Source organism: Delftia sp. CH05 (assembly GCF_009827015.1).
In the GTDB taxonomy this organism is placed as follows: domain Bacteria; phylum Pseudomonadota; class Gammaproteobacteria; order Burkholderiales; family Burkholderiaceae_C; genus Comamonas; species Comamonas tsuruhatensis.
Genome location: NZ_WUMG01000034.1, coordinates 1 through 20,751, shown reverse-complemented (window position 1 = coordinate 20,751; position 20,751 = coordinate 1). Strand labels below are relative to the sequence as shown.

The 20,751-nt window shown below is 68.6% G+C and carries 21 protein-coding genes; 13 read left to right on the top strand and 8 right to left on the bottom strand.

Annotation, left to right across the window (positions count from 1 at the left end; genetic code table 11):
* The first annotated feature begins 1 nt into the window (after position 1).
* The 3 genes from gatB (at position 2) to GRX31_RS21710 (ending at position 4,126) form a co-directional block, all read left to right on the top strand.
* The gene (gene gatB / locus GRX31_RS21720) at positions 2 to 1,447 is read left to right on the top strand and encodes an Asp-tRNA(Asn)/Glu-tRNA(Gln) amidotransferase subunit GatB (RefSeq protein ID WP_160854752.1); all 1,446 of its coding nucleotides are present in this window, start codon (positions 2 to 4) and stop codon (positions 1,445 to 1,447) included.
* 157 nt (positions 1,448 to 1,604) lie between these two features.
* On the top strand, positions 1,605 to 2,828 hold the full coding sequence (locus GRX31_RS21715) for a serine hydrolase domain-containing protein (protein ID WP_160854750.1): 1,224 nt from the start codon (positions 1,605 to 1,607) through the stop codon (positions 2,826 to 2,828).
* 131 nt (positions 2,829 to 2,959) lie between these two features.
* Positions 2,960 to 4,126, top strand: coding sequence for an HPP family protein (locus tag GRX31_RS21710; protein WP_160854748.1), 1,167 nt, complete (start codon positions 2,960 to 2,962; stop codon positions 4,124 to 4,126).
* 64 nt (positions 4,127 to 4,190) lie between these two features.
* On the opposite strand, the gene serA is transcribed toward GRX31_RS21710, so the two are convergent.
* Positions 4,191 to 5,420, bottom strand: coding sequence for a phosphoglycerate dehydrogenase (serA, locus tag GRX31_RS21705; RefSeq protein WP_016453593.1), 1,230 nt, complete (start codon positions 5,418 to 5,420; stop codon positions 4,191 to 4,193).
* 358 nt (positions 5,421 to 5,778) lie between these two features.
* On the opposite strand from serA, the gene GRX31_RS21700 reads away from it, so the two are divergent.
* The 4 genes from GRX31_RS21700 to GRX31_RS21685 all read left to right on the top strand — a co-directional run bounded on the left by GRX31_RS21700 (position 5,779) and on the right by GRX31_RS21685 (position 8,158).
* Positions 5,779 to 6,756: a hypothetical protein gene (locus GRX31_RS21700; RefSeq protein WP_160854746.1), complete on the top strand. Its 978-nt coding sequence runs from the start codon at positions 5,779 to 5,781 to the stop codon at positions 6,754 to 6,756.
* Between the two features lie 49 nt (positions 6,757 to 6,805).
* Positions 6,806 to 7,369 (top strand): nitroreductase family protein, encoded by a 564-nt coding sequence (locus GRX31_RS21695; RefSeq protein ID WP_160854744.1) that lies wholly within the window; start codon positions 6,806 to 6,808, stop codon positions 7,367 to 7,369.
* Positions 7,370 to 7,491: 122 nt separating this feature from the next.
* Positions 7,492 to 7,728 carry a hypothetical protein gene (locus GRX31_RS21690; RefSeq protein WP_016448557.1) on the top strand — a complete coding sequence of 79 codons (237 nt, stop codon included), beginning with the start codon at positions 7,492 to 7,494 and terminating at the stop codon, positions 7,726 to 7,728.
* Between the two features lie 76 nt (positions 7,729 to 7,804).
* The gene (locus tag GRX31_RS21685; protein ID WP_063327711.1) at positions 7,805 to 8,158 is read left to right on the top strand and encodes a hypothetical protein; all 354 of its coding nucleotides are present in this window, start codon (positions 7,805 to 7,807) and stop codon (positions 8,156 to 8,158) included.
* A gap of 15 nt (positions 8,159 to 8,173) precedes the next feature.
* On the opposite strand, the gene GRX31_RS21680 is transcribed toward GRX31_RS21685, so the two are convergent.
* The 3 genes from GRX31_RS21680 to pyrE form a co-directional block, all read right to left on the bottom strand.
* Positions 8,174 to 10,783, bottom strand: a complete 2,610-nt coding sequence (locus GRX31_RS21680; RefSeq protein ID WP_160854742.1) for a membrane-bound PQQ-dependent dehydrogenase, glucose/quinate/shikimate family — start codon at positions 10,781 to 10,783, stop codon at positions 8,174 to 8,176.
* Positions 10,784 to 10,953: 170 nt separating this feature from the next.
* Positions 10,954 to 11,568, bottom strand: coding sequence for a hypothetical protein (locus tag GRX31_RS21675; RefSeq protein WP_043791084.1), 615 nt, complete (start codon positions 11,566 to 11,568; stop codon positions 10,954 to 10,956).
* Between the two features lie 46 nt (positions 11,569 to 11,614).
* Positions 11,615 to 12,316, bottom strand: coding sequence for an orotate phosphoribosyltransferase (pyrE, locus tag GRX31_RS21670; protein ID WP_026062245.1), 702 nt, complete (start codon positions 12,314 to 12,316; stop codon positions 11,615 to 11,617).
* A gap of 10 nt (positions 12,317 to 12,326) precedes the next feature.
* On the opposite strand from pyrE, the gene GRX31_RS21665 reads away from it, so the two are divergent.
* Positions 12,327 to 13,130, top strand: a complete 804-nt coding sequence (locus GRX31_RS21665; RefSeq protein WP_126311655.1) for an exodeoxyribonuclease III — start codon at positions 12,327 to 12,329, stop codon at positions 13,128 to 13,130.
* Positions 13,131 to 13,182: 52 nt separating this feature from the next.
* Here the strand turns inward: GRX31_RS21665 and GRX31_RS21660 are convergent, their stop codons facing one another.
* The 3 genes from GRX31_RS21660 to GRX31_RS21650 are packed head-to-tail and all read right to left on the bottom strand — an operon-like array spanning position 13,183 to position 16,065.
* Positions 13,183 to 14,607: an NAD(P)(+) transhydrogenase (Re/Si-specific) subunit beta gene (locus GRX31_RS21660; protein WP_016448565.1), complete on the bottom strand. Its 1,425-nt coding sequence runs from the start codon at positions 14,605 to 14,607 to the stop codon at positions 13,183 to 13,185.
* Positions 14,604 to 14,948, bottom strand: coding sequence for an NAD(P) transhydrogenase subunit alpha (locus GRX31_RS21655; protein ID WP_012202276.1), 345 nt, complete (start codon positions 14,946 to 14,948; stop codon positions 14,604 to 14,606). The genes GRX31_RS21660 and GRX31_RS21655 overlap by 4 nt, the downstream gene beginning before the upstream one ends.
* Position 14,949: 1 nt before the next feature.
* Positions 14,950 to 16,065, bottom strand: coding sequence for a Re/Si-specific NAD(P)(+) transhydrogenase subunit alpha (locus GRX31_RS21650; RefSeq protein ID WP_160854740.1), 1,116 nt, complete (start codon positions 16,063 to 16,065; stop codon positions 14,950 to 14,952).
* Between the two features lie 325 nt (positions 16,066 to 16,390).
* Here GRX31_RS21650 and GRX31_RS21645 point away from each other — a divergent pair, with 325 nt between their 5' ends.
* Positions 16,391 to 16,666 carry a zinc ribbon domain-containing protein gene (locus GRX31_RS21645; protein ID WP_074922588.1) on the top strand — a complete coding sequence of 92 codons (276 nt, stop codon included), beginning with the start codon at positions 16,391 to 16,393 and terminating at the stop codon, positions 16,664 to 16,666.
* A gap of 85 nt (positions 16,667 to 16,751) precedes the next feature.
* Positions 16,752 to 17,390, top strand: a complete 639-nt coding sequence (locus tag GRX31_RS21640; protein WP_012202273.1) for an MBL fold metallo-hydrolase — start codon at positions 16,752 to 16,754, stop codon at positions 17,388 to 17,390.
* Between the two features lie 13 nt (positions 17,391 to 17,403).
* Here GRX31_RS21640 and GRX31_RS21635 read toward each other — a convergent pair whose 3' ends face one another.
* Entirely contained in the window at positions 17,404 to 18,090 is a 687-nt protein-coding gene (locus GRX31_RS21635; protein WP_013800207.1) for a Crp/Fnr family transcriptional regulator, read from the bottom strand.
* A gap of 84 nt (positions 18,091 to 18,174) precedes the next feature.
* On the opposite strand from GRX31_RS21635, the gene GRX31_RS21630 reads away from it, so the two are divergent.
* The 3 genes from GRX31_RS21630 to GRX31_RS21620 are packed head-to-tail and all read left to right on the top strand — an operon-like array spanning position 18,175 to position 20,726.
* The gene (locus tag GRX31_RS21630; protein WP_160854738.1) at positions 18,175 to 19,170 is read left to right on the top strand and encodes an ABC transporter substrate-binding protein; all 996 of its coding nucleotides are present in this window, start codon (positions 18,175 to 18,177) and stop codon (positions 19,168 to 19,170) included.
* A 13-nt stretch (positions 19,171 to 19,183) separates the two neighbouring features.
* Positions 19,184 to 19,981 carry an ABC transporter ATP-binding protein gene (locus GRX31_RS21625; RefSeq protein WP_016448569.1) on the top strand — a complete coding sequence of 266 codons (798 nt, stop codon included), beginning with the start codon at positions 19,184 to 19,186 and terminating at the stop codon, positions 19,979 to 19,981.
* Positions 19,971 to 20,726, top strand: coding sequence for an ABC transporter permease (locus GRX31_RS21620; RefSeq protein WP_160854736.1), 756 nt, complete (start codon positions 19,971 to 19,973; stop codon positions 20,724 to 20,726). Before GRX31_RS21625 ends, GRX31_RS21620 begins: the two co-directional genes overlap by 11 nt.
* Positions 20,727 to 20,751: the final 25 nt, after the last annotated feature.

Genomic DNA, 20,751 nt, shown 5'->3' with positions numbered 1-20,751 from the left:
CATGACCGCGAAACTCATCCAGGGCTATGAAGTCGTCATCGGCTTCGAGACCCACGCCCAGCTGGCCACCCAGTCCAAGATCTTCAGCCGCGCCAGCACCGCCTTCGGCGCCGAGCCCAACACCCAGGCCTGCGCCGTGGACATGGCGCTGCCCGGCACGCTGCCGGTGATGAACAAAAAGGCCGTCGAGTGCGCCATCCGCCTCGGCCTGGCGCTGGGCTCGCACATTGCGCCGCGCAGCATCTTCGCGCGCAAGAACTACTTCTATCCCGACCTGCCCAAGGGCTACCAGATCTCGCAGTTCGAGATTCCCGTGGTCCAGGGCGGCGAGGTGTCCTTCTTCCTCGGCGACGAGAAGAAGACCATCCGCCTGGTGCGCGCCCACCTGGAGGAAGATGCCGGCAAGTCGCTGCACGAGGACTTCATCGGCCAGTCGGGCATCGATCTGAACCGCGCGGGCACGCCGCTGCTGGAGATCGTGACCGAGCCCGACATCCGCAGCACGGAAGAAGCCGTGGCCTACGCCAAGACGCTGCACCAGATCGTGACCTGGATCGGCATCTGCGACGGCAACATGCAGGAAGGCAGCTTCCGCTGCGACGCCAACGTCTCCGTGCGCAAGCCCGGCCAGCCGCTGGGCACGCGCCGCGAGATCAAGAACCTCAACAGCTTCAAGAACATGCAGCTGGCCATCGACTACGAGATCCGCTGGCAGATCGAGGAAATCGAGGACGGCCGCCGCATCCAGCAGGCCACCGTGCTGTTCGACCCCGACACGGGCGAGACGCGCTCCATGCGCACCAAGGAAGACGCGGCCGACTACCGCTACTTCCCCGACCCCGACCTGCCGCCGCTGGTGGTCGCGCCCGAGTGGGTGGAACAGGTCAGGGCCGACATGCCCGAGCTGCCGCGCGCCATGGCCGCGCGCTTTGTCGAGCAATACGGCCTGCCCGAGTACGACGCCACCACGCTGACGCAAAGCCAGGCCATGGCCGCCTACTTCGAGGACACGGCCCGGGCCTGCAATGCGCCCAAGCTGGCCAGCAACTGGATCATGGGCGAGATCTCGCGCCGCCTGAACACCGAGGAAATCGGCATGGAGGCCGCCAAGGTCTCCAGCGCCCAGCTGGCCGCGCTGATCGCGCGCATCGGCGACGGCACCATCTCCAACAACGCCGCCAAGCAGGTGTTCGAGGCGCTGTGGAGCGGTGAAGGCAGCGATGTCGACGCCATCATCGAGGCCAAGGGCCTCAAGCAGATGAACGACACGGGCGCGCTGGAGAAGATCATCGACGAGGTGATCGCCGCCAATCCGGCCAACGTGGAGCAGTACCGCGCAGGCAAGGACAAGGCCTTCAACGCCCTGGTCGGCCAGGTCATGAAGGCTTCCAAGGGCAAGGCCAACCCGGCGCAGGTCAACGAGCTGCTCAAGGCCAAGCTGGTCTGACCACACGCCCGGTCCACCCGGTCCACCCGGCCCACCAGGCCCGCCCACCGTGGCGGGCTTTTTTTCGTGTGCACGCTCCGCGCCGGCTGTCCCGCACCGAACAGCGCCTGCGCCCGCATGTCTCCAGAATCCCTGCCATCGCACCTGAGGAGACAGCATGACCACCAGCACCGACCGCCTGCACATCCCCGGCCTGCCCTGGGCCGACTCCCCTGAAGCCGTAGGCCTGGGCGGCGCGCGCCTGGCGCGCCTGTCGGCCCGGCTGCAGCGCGGCGTGGACACCGGCGAGATCCCGGGCGCCGTGGCCCTGGTGGCGCGGCGCGGCAAGCTGGCCTATCTGGAGAGCTTCGGCCTGCTGGACCCCGAGGCCGGCACGGCCATGCGGCCCGATGCCATCTTCCGCATCGCCTCCATGAGCAAGCCCATCACCTCGCTGGCCATCATGATGCTGGCCGAGCAGGGTCGGCTGTCCATCATCGAGCCCGTGGAGCAGTACCTGCCCGAGCTGGCCGCGCTGCGCGTGGGCCTGGAGCGCGCGCCGCTGGCACGCTCCATCACGCTGCAGGACCTGCTGCGCCACACCTCCGGCATTCCCTATGGATTCGCCGGCACCGAGCACCCCGTCAAGAAGATGTACCTGGATGCGGGCCTGTTCAGCGGCAAGTTCACCAATGCGCAGTTCATCACCAGGCTCGCGCAGCTGCCGCTGGTGGCCCAGCCCGGCGAGACCTGGGAATACGGCATGTCCACCGACGTGCTGGGCCGCGTGGTCGAGGTGGTCAGCGGCCAGACGCTGGCCGCCTTCGTGCGCGAGCACATCACCGGGCCGCTGGGCATGGCCGACACGGGCTTTCATGCGCCCGACAGCGAGATCGCACGCGCCGCGCGGCCCCAGCCCGAAGGGCCGCAGAAACAGATGCCGCCCATCCCCCCGGTCACGCGCGCCATGATGTTCGAGTCGGGCGGCGGCGGCATGGTCTCGACCATGGCGGACTACGCGCGGCTGTGCCTGTTCTGGCGCAACGGCGGCACGCTGGACGGTGTACGCCTGGTCTCGCGCAAGACCGTGGAGCTGATGACCTCCAGCCACCTGCCCGCCAGCGTGCGCATGGGGCCGGACATGGCGTATTTCGGCGCCCAGTTGCCCTCGCCCGAGGTGGGCCAGGGCTTCGGCCTGGGCTTTGCGGTGCGCACGGCGCCGGGCCTCAACCCGCTGCCGGGCAGCGTGGGCGACTTTTCATGGAGCGGCATCTACGGCACCTTCTTCTGGGTGGATCCGAAGGAGGACCTGTTCGCCATCCTCATGATGCAGTCCATGGCCCAGCGCATTCCCTACCGCTGGGTGATGCGCGAGGGCGTGTACCAGTCCGTGGTGGACTGAATCTTCCAGGTTTGCACCAAGGCAGTGCAAAGCCCATGCTGCCAGCAAGAGCGGCGTCCCTTCCTAAAATGACGCGCTTTTGCAGCCCTGCCCCAGGGCCGCGCAGGCAAAGACAACAAGACAACAAGGCCATGGGCTGGAACAGAAAAGCATGGGGGCCGGTGGTGCCACGCCCCGCGCCTGCGGACATGTGGCGCGTGGCCATGGGCTCCATCGTGGGCATGGGAATGGCCACGGCCCTGGTCTGGCTGGCGCATGCGGGCACCTGGGATCTTCCCCTGCGCCTGTTCGCGCCGCTGGGTGCCACGGCCGTGCTGCTGTTCGCCGTGCCCACCAGCCCGCTGGCCCAGCCCTGGTCCTGCGTAGTGGGCAATACGGTGTCGGCGCTCTGGGCCCTGTTCGTGCTGCAGTGGAGCCCTCCCCAGCTGGCCCCTGCGCTGGCCGTGGGTGGCGCCATAGGCTGCATGCTGCTGACGCGCTCGCTGCATCCGCCGGGTGGCGCCATGGCCCTGCTGACGGTGCTCAATGCCAAGGCCTCGCTGGCCGCCGGCTGGATGCTGCCCTTCGTGCCCGTGGGCGCGCTGACGCTGGCGCTGGTCCTGGCGGCCACGGCGCTCCACCGCGCCACGGGCCGGCGCTATCCCCACCATGCCGACACGGCGCCCAAGGCCTCGCCCGCCGATTCGGCCCATCGCCATGCCTCGCGCCTGGGCCTGTCCCATGCCGATCTGGAGGCGCTGCTGCTGCGCTTCGGCCAGGAAAACAACCTGGAAGCCGACGACCTGGCCGAGCTGCTGGCCGCCGCCGAGGAAACCGCCATCGAGCACCGCCTGGGCGGCGTGCGCTGCGCCCAGCTGATGACGCGAGATCCCGTGAGCTGCTCCTTGGACGACGACGTGCACGCCGCGGCCGCACGCTTTCGCGCGCACCCGGCCAAGAGCCTGCCGGTGCTGGACGCCGATGGCGGCCTGGCCGGCACGGTCTCCCGTGCCGAGCTGTACGAGTGGCTGTGGATGAGTCCCGTGCGCCCGGCCGAATCTGCGGCAAAGCCTTCTTTGTTGAACTGGCTGGGCCAGCGCCTGCCCGGCAAGAGCCGGGCCGTGCCCCGCCTGTCGGAGCTGCCCCAGCTGGTTCATGCGCCTGAACTCAGCGTGGACGAGGACACGCCCGTGGGCCAGTTGCTCAACGCCCTGGCCCGGCACAGCGTGCCCTGCATTCCCGTGATGCGCGAAGGCCGGCTGACCGGCCTGATCACGCGCACGGACCTGATGCGGCTTCTGCTGCAGCCGGGCAGATAGGGCGAGCCGGCAATGCGCCAGTTTCAGGAAGTGCGCCCAAGCGCAGCATCCTGAAACCTGGCCATCAGAACAGCACGCGGCAGCGGATGGTGCCGGGAACCTGGGTCAGTTTCTCGACCGCCAGGCCCGAGGACTGGGCCGCCAGGTCGATCACCACATAGCCCACCTTCTCGTCGGTGCGCAGGTACTGGCCGGCAATGTTGATGCCGTTCTCGGCAAACACCTGGTTGATGGCCGACAGCACGCCGGGCTGGTTGTGGTGCACGTGCAGGATGCGGTTCTGGCCGGGGTGGGCGGGCAGGGCCACTTCGGGGAAGTTCACCGCCGAGGTGGTGGTGCCGTTGTCGCTGTACTTGACCAGCTTCTCGGCCACTTCCAGGCCGATGTTGGCCTGGGCCTCCATGGTGGAGCCGCCCACGTGCGGTGTCAGGATGACGTTGTCCAGGCCGCGCAGGGGCGAGACGAATTCATCCTTGTTGCTGCGCGGCTCGGTGGGGAACACGTCGATGGCGGCGCCCAGCAGCTTGCCGGCCTTCAGGGCCTCGGCCAGCGGCTCGATTTCCACCACGGTGCCGCGCGAGGCATTGATCAGGATGGCGCCGGGCTTCATGGCCGCGATTTCCTTGGCGCCGATCATCCACTGGGTGGAGGGCAGCTCGGGCACGTGCAGGGTGACGATGTCGCTGCTGGCCAGCAGATCGGCCAGCGATGCGGCCTGGCGCGCATTGCCCAGCGGCAGCTTGGTGGACACGTCATGGAAGAGCACCTGCATGCCCACCGACTCGGCCATCACCGACAGCTGGGTGCCGATGGAGCCGTAGCCCACGATGCCCAGCGTCTTGCCGCGGATTTCGTAGGAGTTCTCGGCGCTCTTGAGCCAGCCGCCGCGGTGGGCGGAGGCGTTCTTGGCGGGCACGCCGCGCAGCAGCAGGATGGCCTCGGCCAGCACCAGCTCGGCCACCGAGCGCGTGTTGGAGTAAGGCGCGTTGAAGACCACCACGCCACGCTCGCGCGCCGCGTCCAGGTCCACCTGGTTGGTGCCGATGCAAAAGCAGCCCACGGCCACGAGCTTTTGCGCGGCGGCGAACACGTCGGCCGTCAGCTGCGTGCGCGAACGGATGCCGACGAAGTGCACGTCGGCGATCTTGCGCTTGAGCTCCTCGCCTTCCAGCGCGCCCGTCACGGTCTCCACATTGGTGTAGCCCGCGTTGCGCAGCACTTCGAGTGCGGAAGGATGGATGCCTTCGAGCAGCAGGAACTTGATCTTCGATTTATCCAGCGACGTTTTGGTCATGGGCGAGCCCTCTCTAGTCAGTCAGAAATCAAAGCGAGCATTACAGCGGATTCGGGAAGCCGCTACAGCCGGTAGGCCCAAAGCCAGCGCGCCCGCAAGCGGGAGAACCATGCGCCCTGCGGCCATGAACATCCCGCCATCCGGCAGACACCCATTGCAGGACGGCACATGCCACGGGAGCACATGCACACTTCGAGATTGGCGCGAAATGTAAAACATTGAGAACCGGTGCGCCCGTGCGCGGCAGCCTTCCTAGAATTCGCGCGTCTGCGTCCGGTGCTTTCAAATCAATAGCAACAGAACAGGCCTGCAGGCGGGCCGGACGCGCCCTTGTTTTACGAACCAACCGAGGAATCCGATGATTACAAACATGCTGCGCAGGATCGAGGACCTGCTGGTGCAGGTGGTGCGCGTGGTGCTGCTGGTGTTCTCCCTGCTCGTGCTGGTGGGCATGGCACTGTGGACCTGGGAGAGCTTCAGGCCCGGCAAGGCCGAGGCGCCCCAGGCCGTGGCCCAGGAATTGAACTGGAAGGACGCCAGGCCCGACCTGCAGTTCGTCGTGGACGAAACCAGCCGCGACCTGGGCGCGGGCGGCGGCGAACCCGCCATGGAAAAGCGCCTGGTCGATCCGGCGCTGCGCCCCGCCTTCCAGAAGGCCGACGCCCTGGTGCGCGCCTTCGTGAACAAGGATCCTGCGCGGCGCGAGCGCACCGAGCGGGACCACCAGGCCCGGGGCCTGGCACCGCTGCACCCGCTGCTGCAAGGCGACGCCCTGCCGTCCGAGGCCGATGTGCAGCGCCGCATCCAGGAGCGCGGCCAGCGCGAAGGCGATGCCGGGGCCGTGGATGCGGCGGCCGATGCAGCGGCTGCCGACGCAGCGGCTGCCGCAGCCGCCTCCGCCGACGAGGAAGACAGCTGGATGGTCGATCCCGTGGATACCGCCGCCGCCATCCACGAGCGTGCCCAGGCCGCCGAGCTGGAACACGGCAAGGGCGCCTATGCGGCCTATGTGCAGGGCCTGCCCGCCGCGCTGGAGCAGGTCTTCGGCAATGCCGCGCTGGAGCCGCGGCTGCAGGCGCAGACGGCCCAGCAGATCCTGTCCACGGTGCTGCTGAACTACACGCTGTCCCTGGACAATGCGGCGCGCGCGCTGCGCGGCGAGGACAGCCACGGCAGCAGCTCCTGGAAGGAACGCTTCGGCGCCGTGGAGACGGCCTTCTGGAGCATGCTGATGTCATTCCTGGTGCTGGTGGTGATGGTGCTGGTCTTCATCCGCATGGAGCGCCATCTGCGCGTGATCAGCCAGCAGCATGGCCAGGCCCCGCGCCAGCCCTGAGGCCTTGCGCTATCGTTGCCGCTTTCCTTTCTGCTTGCCGCCTATCCGCATGACACGCAACACCACCACCCCCATCCATCCGCAGTTCCTGGGCCGCATGTCGCCGCGCGCCTTCAGGCCCGAGGCACTGAGCCAGGCCCAGATCGAGCAACTGGCCGACGCCGCGCGCTGGGCGCCTTCGGCCAGCAACAAGCAGCCCTGGCACTTTGCCTATGCGCTGCGCGGCGATGCGAACTGGCAGGCCTTCAGCACCATCCCCAACGAGTTCAACCGCCGCTGGTGCCTGGAGGCGGGCGCGCTGATCGTGCTGATGTCCGACCGCCAGGCCTCGCCCGGCAAGCACAGCTTCGACGCGGGCTGCGCCTGGGGCTACCTGGCGCTGGAAGCCCACGCCATGGGCCTGGCCACGCACGCCATGGGCGGCTTCTCGGCCGAGGCCGCACGCGAGGTGCTGCGCCTGCCCGAGCACCTGGAGCCCGAGGTGGTGATCGCCGTGGGCTGGCGCGGCGATGCGGCCACCCTGCCCGACGATCTGCGCGAGCGCGAGGTGCCCACGCCGCGCAAGCCGCTGGCCGAAGTGCTGAGCGCCGGCCCCGTGGCCACGGGCAGCTGACGGCGGGTTCCAAGTCCTACGCCGCTTTGCGGGGATGCCCCGGATGGCCTGCCCAGGCCCCGGGGCTACACTGGCCCACAGGCCTGCGGCGCAGCAGGCGTCCATGACCCCAAGGAGTTGCCATGACACCATCCTCCAGCCCCAACCTCGACAAGCTGCGCAACATCGTCCAGAAGTTCGGCGCCAGCTCCTTCACCACGGACCAGGTGGCCAGCGAATACGACGACGCCCCGGCCACGGCGGAAAGCATCGAGCAGTTCGACGCCCTGCTGCAGCGCCATGCAGCCGTGCTGGGCATCCATTCCGTCCCCGGCAGCGGCGGCCAGGGCCACGGCGCCACCGTCTGGCAACCGGCCTGAGCACCGAAACCACGCAGGGCACTGCGCCGCTACACTCGCTGCGGCCGGCACTTTGCCGGCGCGCGGTTTCCTTTTGATGTCCTCACTCTCCCCCCATACCTGGCTGCAGCTGTCCGTGGCAGCCAGTGCCTTGCTGGTGCTCGCCTCCATCGGCTGGGTCTGGCACGGCACGCGCGCCCTGCCCGCGGATTCGCGCGATGGCCGCAGCGCCCGGCGCATGGCGGCCCTGTTCGCCCTGGGCGCCCTGGCCTGGCTGGCCTACGGCCTGTACACGGGCTATGCCGCGCTGTGGAAGGCAGACGCGCTGATGCTGTTCGCCCAGCAAGGCGCGCTGCTGCGCCTGCCGTTTCTGATCGGCGGACTGGCCTGGGTGGCCGCGCTGCTGGTCACGCGCGTGCTGCGCATGCTGGGCCGGGCCGGATCGGCATGAGCCGGCGCTGAGCGCTCAGGGCGCCGCCACCTCCTTGGGCAGCACATAGGCACGCACGCTGTCGCCAGCCTTGGTGCCGGTCGAACCATGACCACCCGCCACCACCACCAGGTACTGGCGCTGGTCCGTGCCCAGGTAGGTCATGGGCGTGGCCTGGCCGCCAGCAGGCAGGCGGTCCTGCCAGAGCTGGCGGCCGCTGTCCACGTCGTAGGCGCGTACATAGTTGTCCAGAGCCCCCGAGTAGAAGGCCACGCCGCCAGCGGTCACCACCGGGCCGCCAATGCCGGGCACGCCCATGCGAAAGCCCAGCGGCAGCGGGCTCAGGTCGCGCGGCGTGCCGTTGCGGCGCTGCCAGACGATCTGGCCCGTGCGCAGGTCGGCACCCGCCACAAAGCCCCAGGGCGGCGCCTGGCAGGGAATGCCCAGCGGCGAGACAAAGGGCTTGAGCCGCACCGCAAACGGTGCGCCGAAGTTTTCGTTGAGCGCGGGCAGGCCGTCCTTGGGCGGGCCGCCATCCTGCACCAGCAGCGAGGTATCATCCGCACGCGGCACCAGGGTGGAGACGAAGGCCAGCCGCGTGGGCGTGGCAAACACCACCTGCCGGCGCGGATCCACGGCCACGCCGCCCCAGTTGAAGACGCCGAAGTTGCCCGGATAGATCAGCGAGCCCTGCTCCGAGGGCGGTGTGAAGCGCCCCTCGTAGCGCAGCCGGTGGAAGGCCAGCCGGCACCACAGCTGCTCGAAGGGCGTGGCACCCCACATGTCGCGTTCGGTCAGGGCCGGGGGATTGAAGCTCAGCTGCGAATGCGGCTGCGTGGGCGCCGTGCGGTCGCCGCGTGCCGCGCCCTGCGGCGCAGCCACCTCGGTGACGGGCAGCAGCGGCTGGCCCGTGCGCCGGTCCAGCACGAACAGCTCGCCCTGCTTGGTGGGCTGCACCAGGGCGGGCACGCTGTGGCCGCCGATCTCCAGGTCGATCAGGCTGGGCTGCGAGGGCACGTCGTAGTCCCAGAGATCGTGGTGCACGGTCTGGAAAACCCAGCGCACGGCGCCCGTGGCAATGTCCAGCGCCACCACCGAGGACGAATACTGCTCGGCCTCGGCGCTGCGCCGGCCGCCCCATTGGTCGGGCGGCGCATTGCCCATGGGCACGAAGACGAGGCCCAGCGTCTCGTCCACGCTGGAGATGGACCAGCTGTTGGGCGAGCTGGGCACATAGGTCTGCCCTTCGGGCAGCGGCGTGCTGGTCGCTGGCCGCCCCGGGTCCCAGGCCCACAGCAGCGCACCCGAGCGGATGTCGAACGCACGGATCACCCCCGAAGGCTCGCGCGTGGAATGGTTGTCCAGCACCGTGCCGCCCACGATGATGCGGTCGCGCGCCACCACCACCGGCGAGGTCGAGTAGTACGAGCCCGGCTTGCGCTCGGGCATGCCTTGCCAGAGATCGATATGGCCCTGACCACCCGCCACGTTGCCGCAGGTCTGGCCGTCGGCGGGATTGAGGGCGACCACCTTGCCGTCGGCCGTGGCCATGAACAGCTTGGCGGTACAGCGGCCATCATCGGAGGAAGGGGCCGGGGAGACCGAGGAAGCCGGATCAGCCTGTGCCGCCTGTGCCGCCTGTGCGCCGGCCTTCCTTGCAGCCGGCGCCACCGCCGAATGCGTCTGCCCTGCCGCCGCATCGAACTGCGCGGCCGCCTGCGCCGACTGGTAGGACAGGCCCCGGCAGGTCAGGTGCTGCAGCGCCAGCCCCTTGGGCATGGGCAGGTCGCGCCGCCACAGCTGCTTGCCCGTGGTGGCATCGAGCGCAATCACCGACTGGTGGGGCGTGCACAGGAACAGGCGCTCGCCGATCTTCAGCGGCGTGACCTCGAACGTGGTTTCTTCGGGATCGCCGGGCTTGCCGCGCACATCGCCCGTGCGGAACTCCCAGGCCAATTGCAGCAGCCGCACGTTGTGCGGGCCGATCTGGCGCAGCGGCGAATAGCGCTGGCCCGCTCCGGTGCGGCCGTAGGCATGCCATTCGCCATCGGGCACGGCATCGGTAGCATCGCCCTGCAGCACCGGCGGGCTGCGCAGGCCGCCGGCCTCGGAGGCCACCATGGACATGTTCTGCACGGCCGTGACCTGGCCGTCGGCAGGCAGGTCCGACGCAGCGGCGGCCGCCCCCGCAAACTGGCCCTGGGTTTCATGGGCATCGCGCTGGCGCCCGAAGGACAGGCCCGCAAGAATGGCCGTGCCCAGCACCACCAGCGCCAGCGCCGCATGGGCCGGGGCCAGGCCCCGGTTCTGGCCCATGTCGGGCTCATGGCGCAGCGCACGCACCGACCAGGGCAGCACCAGCAGCAGGCCCATCAACCAGGGCACCCCCAGGCGCCCCGCCAGCGGCCACCAGTCCAGCCCTATCTCCCAGACCGCCCACAGCGCGGTGCCCAGCAGCCACAGCGCAAACAGCCACAGCGCCATGGCCGAACGGCGCGCCACGCCCCACCCCACCACCAGCAGCAGCAGGCCGGCGATCACGTAGTAGCCGCTGCCGCCGGCCAGCAGGAGCTGGGCGCCGCCCCAGGACAGCCAGGCCCCGGCTGCCCACAGCAGCAAGGCCATCAACCAACGCCACACCGTCATGCTGCCTCCCTTGATGTCAGCCCGCAGACTCGATGCGCAAAGCCTAGCCCTGCATGCGGGCGCCGCATGCAGGACGAATTCGACTCAGCAAGCGTGCAACGAGAAGGAGGAAGGAAAGGAGGGGCAGGGAGGAGAAAGAACGCGGCGGCGGGCGCGGCGTTGGGCCTGCCTCAGCGGCGTGCGCTCGCAGCCCACAGCTGGCGCAGCTGCTGCAGCTCGGCATCGAAGCGCTCCTGGATGCGGCGCTTTTCCTGGTCCTGCTGCTGGACGAAGCGCTGCTGCTCCTCCTGCGAGGCCGTGTTCTCGTCGAGCTGGCGGCGCAGCGATGCCGGCGCCTTGGCGGGGTCTTTCCTGTAGAACTCCATCTCGGCATTCAGGGCCGTGCGCCGCGTCTGCAGTTCCTGCTGGCGCTGGCGCGCCACGGAGATGACCTGATCGACCTGGGAGATGGCCTCGGCACGCTCGGCATCGTGGGCGGCCTGGTTGGGGTAGCGCGTGATCAACGCCTTGTCGCGCGAGCGCTCCTCGCGCATGCGGCGCTGCTCTGCCTGGTCGCGGCGGCGCTGGGCGTCCAGCTCGGCGCGTTCGTTGTCGGTCAGCGTGGGGCCCACGCGGCGCAGCTCCACGCCGGAGTTGCCCAGCACGCGCTGGTCGCGGTCCACGCATTCGGCAATCGGGCGGTCGGCCGTCAGGCGGCGGCCACGGGCGTCGGTGCATGAATAGATGCCCGGCCCCAGGGGCATATCCTGGGCGAGCACGGCGCAGCCCAGCGTGGCCAAGCCCATGGCACACAGCAAGGATCGTGCATGCATCGCCCGCTTCATCAACCGCTCACCCCTTGTCGTTGACTCCATAACGCTGGCGGTAGGCCAGCACGCGCTCATGGTGGCCGCTGCCTGCGCTGCCACCTTGAATCTCAAGATAAAGCAATAAGTCTGCCAGTTTTGCAATAGTGCAGACCTGCATGCCCAGCTGGTTGCGCACGTACTGCACGGCGCTGTGGGGCACGTCCTGGCCATTTTCCGTGGCCATTTCCTGGCGGTCCAGCGCGATGGCCACGGCATGCGGCGTGGCACCGGCGGCGCGGATGATGGCGATGGACTCGCGCGCGGCCGTGCCGGCACTCATCACGTCGTCCACGATCAGCACGCGGCCCTTGAGCGGCGCGCCCACCAGGGTGCCGCCCTCGCCGTGGTCCTTGGCTTCCTTGCGGTTGTACGCAAAGGGCTTGTTGATGCCCATGCGGGCCAGCTCCACCGCCACGGTGGCCGCCAGCGGGATGCCCTTGTAGGCCGGGCCGAAGATCATGTCGAACTCGATGCCGCTGGCCGCGATGGCTTTTGCATAGAATTCGGCGAGACGGCCCATCTTGCCGCCGTCATCGAACAGGCCGGCATTGAAGAAGTACGGGCTCATGCGCCCGGCCTTGGTCTTGAACTCTCCGAAACGCAGCACCCCTGCGTCAACGGCGAATTGCACAAATTCCTGCGCCAGACGGCCTGCGTCCTCGGCCTGCAGATTACTTACCACCATGGATTCATCCTTGTTCAAATTGACCAGCCTCAACCTCAACGGCATCCGCTCGGCCTCGACCAAGGGCGTCGAAGCCTGGATCGAGGCCACTGCGCCGGATTGTATTTGCGTGCAGGAAATCAAGGCCCAGGCCGCCGACATGACCGGACGCTTCGAGCTGCTGGCCGGCCTGCGCGGCCACTTCCACTACGCCGAGAAAAAGGGCTACTCGGGCGTGGGCGTCTACAGCCGCCACGAGCCCAGCGACGTCGTGGTCGGCTTCGGCTCGCACGAATTCGACGCCGAAGGCCGCTACGTGGAGGCGCGCTTCGACACGCCATCGCGCAAGCTGTCCATCATCAGCGCCTACTTTCCCAGCGGCAGCTCCGGCGAACTGCGCCAGACGGCCAAGTTCCGCTTCCTGGCCGAAATGCACGCCCACCTGATGCGCATGAAGGGCGAACGCGAGTTCATCCTCTGCGGCGACATCAACATCGCCCACCAGCAGATCGACCTCAAGAACTGGCGCAGCAACCAGAAAAACAGCGGTTTCACGCCCGAGGAACGCGAGTGGATGACAAAATTGTTGAACAAAACTGAGCCGACTGGCGGCCTGGTGGACGTTTATCGCCTGCTCCAGCCCGACACCACCGACACCTGCTACACATGGTGGAGCAACCGCGGCCAGGCCTACGCCAACAACGTGGGATGGCGCCTGGACTACCACCTGGCCACCCCCGCTACCGCCGCGCTGGCCCGCACCGAGAACATCTACAAGGATGTGAAGTTCTCGGACCATGCGCCGGTGACCATCGGCTATGACATGAAGGTGTGAGCGCAAGGAGCGGCTCGCGCCGCCCCTTGTCCCTTGTGCCCCAGGCAGCACCTCACTCCAGCGCCTTGCCCATGTCCTCCACCACCTTCTTGGCGTCGCCGAAGACCATCATGGTCTTGTCCATGTAGAACAGCTCGTTGTCCAGGCCCGCATAGCCGGCCGCCATGGAGCGCTTGTTGACGATCACCGTCTTGGCCTTGTAGGCCTCCAGGATGGGCATGCCGTAGATGGGGCTGCCCTTGACGTGCGCGGCGGGGTTCACCACGTCGTTGGCGCCCAGGATGATGGCCACGTCGGCCTGGCCGAACTCGCTGTTGATGTCCTCCATCTCGAAGACCTGGTCGTAGGGCACCTCGGCCTCGGCCAGCAGTACGTTCATGTGGCCGGGCATGCGGCCGGCCACCGGGTGGATGGCGTACTTCACGGTCACGCCCCGTTCGGTGAGCTTGTCGGCCAGCTCCTTGACCGCGTGCTGGGCACGCGCCACGGCCAGGCCGTAGCCGGGCACGATGACCACGGTCTCGGCATTGCCCAGGACGAAGGCCGCATCGTCGGCGCTGCCGCTTTTCACGTTGCGCTGCTGCTGGGAGCCTGCGGCCGCGCTGGTGGCCTCGCCGCCGAAGCCGCCCAGGATCACGCTGAAGAACGAGCGGTTCATGGCCTTGCACATGATGTAGCTCAGGATGGCGCCCGAGCTGCCCACCAGCGATCCCGCAATGATCAGCATGCTGTTGTTCAGCGAGAAGCCGATGCCCGCCGCCGCCCAGCCCGAGTAGCTGTTGAGCATGGACACGACCACCGGCATGTCCGCGCCGCCGATCGGAATGATCAGCAGCACGCCCAGCAGCAGCCCCAGGGCGATGACCAGCACGATGTCCATCCAGCTTTGGCTGTGCCAGAAGCCGAAGACGAAGAAGGCCGCAGCCAGCCCCAGCACGGCGTTGAGCGCATGCTGGCCCTTGAACTGCACGGGCGCGCCCTGGAACAGGCGGAACTTGTACTTGCCGCTGAGCTTGCCGAAGGCGATCACCGAGCCCGTGAAGGTCACGGCGCCGATGAAGGCGCCCAGCGCCAGCTCCACGCGGTTGCCGCCCGGAATGGCGCCGCCCTTGGCCGTGATGGCAAAGGCCCAGGGTTCGGCCACGGCGGCCACGGCGATGAACACCGCCGCCAGGCCGATCATGCTGTGCATGAAGGCCACCAGCTCGGGCATCTTGGTCATCTCCACGCGCTGGGCCATGACGGCACCGGCCGTGCCGCCGACCAGCAGGCCCAGCAGCACCCAGCCCAGGCCCAATGCATTGCCGCCGGCCAGCTGCACGATGAGCGCCGCCGTGGTCAGCACGGCGATCACCATGCCGGCCATGCCGAACAGGTTGCCCCGTATGGACGTGGTGGGATGCGACAGCCCCTTGAGCGCCTGGATAAAGCAGACGCTGGCCATCAGGTAGAGCAATGTGACGAGGTTCATGCTCATGACTGGCCCTCCGCCTTGGCGTCCTTGCCGTCCTTGGCCGGAGCGCTCTTGCGCTCTTTCTTGCGGAACATCTCCAGCATGCGCCGCGTGACCAGGAAGCCGCCGAACACGTTGACCGCGGCCAGCGCCACGGCCAGCACGCCCATGGTCTTGCCCAGGCCCGTTTCCGTGAGCGCCGCCGCCAGCATGGCGCCGACGATGACGATGGCCGAGATGGCATTGGTCACCGCCATCAGCGGCGTGTGCAGCGCGGGCGTGACGGTCCACACCACGTGGTAGCCCACGTAGATGGCCAGCACGAAGATGATGAGATGGATGATGGTGGGGGATACGGCTTCCATGTCATTTCCTCCGCAGCTGGCCTTCATGGGCCATCAGGCACGCGGCCACGATGTCGTCCTCCATGTCCACATGCAGGGCGCCATCCTTGTTGATGATGAGCTTGAGAAAATCGAGCACATTGCGTGCATACAGGGCCGAGGCATCGGCCGCCACCAGCGCCGCCAGGTTGGTCAGGCCCACGATGGTCACGCCATGCGTGACCACGGTCATGCCGGCCTGGGTCAGCGGGCAGTTGCCGCCGCGCTCTGCCGCCAGGTCCACGATGACGGCGCCGGGCTTCATGGCCTGCACCATCTCGGCCGTGACCAGCACGGGAGCGGGCCGGCCCGGGATCAGCGCCGTGGTGATGACCACGTCGGCCTGGGCCACGCGCTTGGCGACCTCGGCCTTTTGCCGGTCCAGCCAGCTTTGCGGCATGGGGCGGGCGTAGCCGCCCACGCCTTCGGCGGCCTCCTTTTCCTCGGCCGTCTCGTAGGGCACATCGATGAACTTCGCGCCCAGCGACTCGACCTGCTCGCGCACGCTGGGCCGCACATCGCTGGCCTCGATCACGGCGCCCAGGCGCTTGGCCGTGGCAATCGCCTGCAGGCCGGCCACGCCCACGCCCAGCACCACGACGCGCGCGGCCTTCACCGTGCCGGCCGCCGTCATCAGCATGGGAAAGAAGCGCTGGTACTGGTTGGCCGCAATCATCACGGCCTTGTAGCCGGCGATGTTGGCCTGGCTGGACAGCACGTCCATGCTCTGCGCGCGCGTGGTGCGCGGAGCCGCCTCCAGCGCATAAGCCGTGATGCCCGCATCGGCCAGGCGCTGCAGGCCTGCGGGCTGGAACGGGTCCAGCATGCCGACCAGCGTTGCGCCCTTGCGGATGCCGGGCAACTCGTCCTCCGAAGGGATACGGACCTTGAGCACCAGGTCGGCGCCCAGGGCGCCTGCCACATCGACGATCTCGGCGCCCGCTGCCTCGAACAAGGCATCGGGCACGCTGGCCGCCACTCCCGCTCCCGACTGCACGCGCAGCACATGGCCTTGCGCACGCAGCTTCTTGACGGTCTCGGGGGTCGCGGCCACCCGGGTTTCTCCTGCCATGGTCTCGGCAGGCACGCCAATCAACATACCGGTTCTCCCTCGCGTGATGCCGGTACCCGCCCTGCGCTGCATTGCGCAGGCGGCGGCCCGGCCCATCCTCGAAAAAATCCTTGCGCGCCTGCATGACGGCAGGCTGGCTTGGCGGCACGGCTAGCTTGTATCACGGCCGCGTGGCGGCAGCCACGGGGTCTGCCCGCGAGGATGTCGCCTGTCCGTCACAAGACGCCGGATTGCCGCGAAATGACAGCCACATTAAATGATCGCCATCCACGACCTGGCGCACCGCTGCCGTGTCCCAATGCACCTTTGAGCGACTGCAGCGGCGCAGCCGCGCAGTGCGAAGGAAGGCACCATGGGACTCTTGCAAAGACTGTTCGGACAACACGCGCGCGGCGGCCATCACGGCGGCAATATCGGCGTCCATATCGGCGGGCATCACGCCGGCGGCGCATACCCGCCTGCGGCCGTGGCGGCGGTCTGCCCCGGCTGCCATGCATCGATTGCCTCCAGCTCGCGCTTTTGCCCGCAGTGCGGCGGCGCGGTGCTGCCGCAGGCCTGCAGGAGCTGCAGCGCCAGCCATCCGGCCGGTGCGCGGTTCTGCGGGCAATGCGGCCAACCGACCACCTGACGGCGCAAGCGGGGGAGCCCTGCGCTGCCATCAGGGGAAGGAGCGGGAATAATGGGCGCTTTCGCCAGAAGCACCCACGCCGCCCATGCTCCAGTACCACACCATCCCCGTCACCGCCTTCCAGCAGAACTGCTCGCTGGTCTGGTGCGACCAGACCATGGAAGCCGCCGTCATCGACCCGGGCGGCGACCTGGAGCAGATCGGCTGGGAGATAGAGCGCCTGGGCCTGGCGCTCAAGGCCATCTGGCTCACGCACGCCCACATAGACCACGCGGGCGGCACGCGCGAGCTGGCCGATGCACAGCAGCTGCCCATCATCGGCCCCCATCCCGGCGACCAGTTCTGGATCGATGCGCTGCCCCAGCAGGGCGCCATGTTCGGCTTCCCGCATTCGGACCCCTTCACGCCCACGCGCTGGCTGCACGATGGCGACACGGTGAGCATCGGCCAGGAAACGCTGCAGGTGCGCCACTGCCCCGGCCATACGCCCGGCCACGTGGTGTTCCATGCGCCGCAGATCGACCGCGCCTTCGTGGGCGACGTGCTGTTCGCGGGCAGCATCGGCCGCACCGACTTTCCCCAGGGCAACCACCAGCAGCTGATCGACAGCATCGTCCAGCGCCTGTGGCCCATGGGCGACCAGACCGTGTTCATCCCGGGCCACGGCCCCGAAAGCAGCTTCGGCCGCGAGCGCAAGAGCAACCCCTACGTGGGCGGGACCTGAGCCTGCAGCTGCCTCAGCCCAGCACCTCGATCCACCGATAGCCCAGACGCACGCTGCCGCCCGCCTGCAGCTTGCGCAGCTCCTCGTTCACGCGCTGGCGCGAGGCGCCCACCACATGCGACAGATCACCCTGCGATATGCGCAGCAGGGTGCGGCCGCCGGGCAGGGGCTGGCCGTTCTCTGCCGCCAGCACCTGCAAGGTGGCCCAGACCCGGGCATGCAGCGTGTCCTCCGAACTGATGAAGATGGTGTCCAGCAGCCCGTTCACGCGCAGGCTCAGCAGGCGCGCCACAGCCAGGCATGCGGGCGCATCGCGCTCCAGGAAGTCCAGCAGCGGCTGGCGCGGCAGGACCAGCACCTCGACATCGCCATCGGCCACCAGGTCCACGGGCACGGGCGCATTGCCCAGCACCGAGCTGATGCCGGTGATCTCCCCGGCCTCCAGCCAGCGCGTCATGCGCTCGGTGCCGCCCACGGTGAAGGCCACGACACGAAAGCGCCCTGACAGCAGCACCAGCGCATGGTCGGCCGCATCGCCGCGCTTTTGCACGAACTGTCCATCGCGGTAGCGGCGCCTGGAGCCTATGGCCCGCAGCCCGCGTGCCGATGCGGCCGGCAATTCGGCCAGCAGGTCCACGCGATAGCGCTCGCTGCGCGCCTGCGCCAAAGAGGTGTTGGGGGAACCGAGCTTGGTGTTCACCCGATCATTGTCCCTTTCGCGGCAATTGGCGCATAGCACCGTCCTTGTAATCGGCCCCATACCCACACGTATGGAGCCCGCCCCATGATCCGCACCACGCTCGCCCTGGTATCCGCCTTCGTGTTCGCCCTGCTCTCGACCCAGGCAGCCCTGGCACAGACGCCCACGCTGCGCATCCAGGACTACCCCGGCATCGGCAATTTCCTGGTGCGCGTGGCCAACGCGCGGGGACTGTGCGAGAAGCACGGCATACGCTGCGAACTGCGCCCCATCCCGCAGGCGCCGCTGGCGCTGCAGACCTTGCTGGCCGGTGACCTCGAAGTGGCGTTTACGCCGCCCGAGGTGCTGCTTCAGGCGGTCAACAAGGGCGCCGACCTCAAGGTGATCGGCAGCGGCGCCAGCGCGCCGACGTTCTTCCTCATGGCCTCGGCGGCCCTGCCCATGGCGCATGCCGCCCAGGGCTATCCCGCCGTGATGCAGGACTTCAAGGGCCGGCGCATCGGCGTGACGGCGCGCGGCAGCGCGGCCGAGTTCCAGCTCGTGAGCCTGCTGCAGGGCGCCGGCATGAAGGCGGACGACGTCACCATCGTCGCCGTGGGATCGCCCAACACCGCCTTTCCGGCGATTGCGCAAAGGCAGGTCGATGGCCTGATGCTGTTCTCGCCCATGGACGGCTTTTGCGAGGTCAGCCAGGCCTGCCGCATCGTCGTCGATCCGCGCAGGGGCCAGGGTCCGGCCGATGTGGTGGACACCAACGGCGCCGGCGTGCTGCAGGTGGTGCGCGCCGACTTCCTGCGCAAGAACGCCCAGGCCGTGGAGGGCTTGCGCCGCGCGATGAACGAGGCGGCCGACTATGCCCGCGAACCGGCCCATTTCGATGCATTGCTCAAAGTCGCGCAGGACAGCTTCCGCATCAACACGCCCGGCGGCGAACGGATCCTGGAAGTGGCGCTGCGCAATGCCATTCCTTCCATGCAGTTTGCGGTGGACCCCAAGGCCCTGCAGCATGCCGCGCGCTACCTGCAGCGCACGGGGCAGATCAGCCGGCTGATCGACACCGCGCCCCTGCTGGCGCAGTGAAGGGGCGCGCGCCATGACTTCCAATGGATCGCAACTGCCGCCGCAGGCCATTGCCGCCGACGGCCTGCACCTGAGCTTCGACGGCCGCACGCAGGTGCTGGACAACATTGCGCTGCAGGTGGCCGAGGGCGAATTCGTCTCGCTGGTCGGGCCCAGCGGCTGCGGCAAGACCAGCCTGCTCAACCTCTGCGCGGGCCTGGTGGCCCACACCGGCGCCGGCACGCTGCGCGTGCTGGGCGAGGCACCGCGCCTGGGCAGTTCCCGCGTGGGCTACATGCTGGCGCGCGACAGCCTGCTGCCCTGGTGCACGGCGCTGGAGAACGCCGCCTTCGGCGCGCGCGTGCGCGGCGTCGGCACGGCCGACAGCACGGAGCGCGCACTGCGCATGCTGCAGGAGGTGGGCCTGGCCGACCATGCGCAGGCCCTGCCCAAGGCCTTGTCCCACGGCATGCGCCAGCGCACGGCGCTGGCGCGCACCTTTGCGCTGGACGCGCAGCTGCTGCTGATGGACGAGCCCTTCGGCGCCCTGGACGCGCAGACCAAGCTGCAGCTGCAGGACCTGCTGCTGCGCCTGTGCCAGCAGCACCGCCACAGCGTGCTGTTCGTGACCCATGACCTGGCCGAGGCCGTGGCCGTCTCCGACCGCGTGGTGGTGATGTCCTCGCGCCCGGGCCGCATCATCGCCGACCTGCCCATAGACCTGCCGCGCCCGCGCTCCATCCGCGACCTGCAGAAGTCGCCGCGCTTCCATGAACTCTATGCGGCCCTGTGGTCGCAGCTTGAATCGGGATGGGTGCACCATGAAGGCTGACCGTCTGCAATGGCTGGCGCTGCATGCGCTGTTCATCTGTCTCGTGCTGGGACTGGCCGAATGGGCCGCCGCGCGCCGCTGGCTGGACCCCACCTTCTTCGGCCAGCCCAGCGGCGTGGCCGCCTATCTCTGGAACCATGCGGGCACGGCCCGGTTCTGGTCCGACCTGGGCTGGACGCTGGCGGCCGTGGCCTGCTCCTTCGTGCTGGGCAGCGTGGCCGCCTTCGCCACCGGGCTGGTCTTCGTGCGCTGGCCGGCCGTCGAGCGCTTTGCGGAGCCCTACTTCAACGCGCTGAACGTGATGCCGCGCATCGCGCTGGCGCCGCTGTTCATCCTGTGGTTCGGGCTGGGGCTGGGCAGCAAGATCGCCGTGGGCTGCTCGCTGACCTTCTTCATCGTGCTGTCGGCCACGGTGGCAGGCATGCGGGGCGTCAGCCAGGACCATGTGACGCTGTGCCGCACCCTGGGCGCCAGCGCCGCCACCACCTTCTTCGAGGTCACGCTGCCCGGCGCCGTCCCGGTGATCTTCTCGGGCCTGCGCCTGGGATTGATCTATGCCCTGCTGGGCGTGGTGGGCACCGAGATCATCGCCAGCGAAAAGGGCCTGGGCCAGACCCTGGCCTACCTGGGCTCCACCTTCGACATCAATGGCGTCATGGCGCTGCTGCTGGTGCTGGCCCTGCTGGGCGTGGGCATGGTGCGCTTCATGTCCTGGGCCGAGAGGCGGCTGCTGCACTGGCAGTGAGCCCGCCAGCCCTCTCTCCCCACCT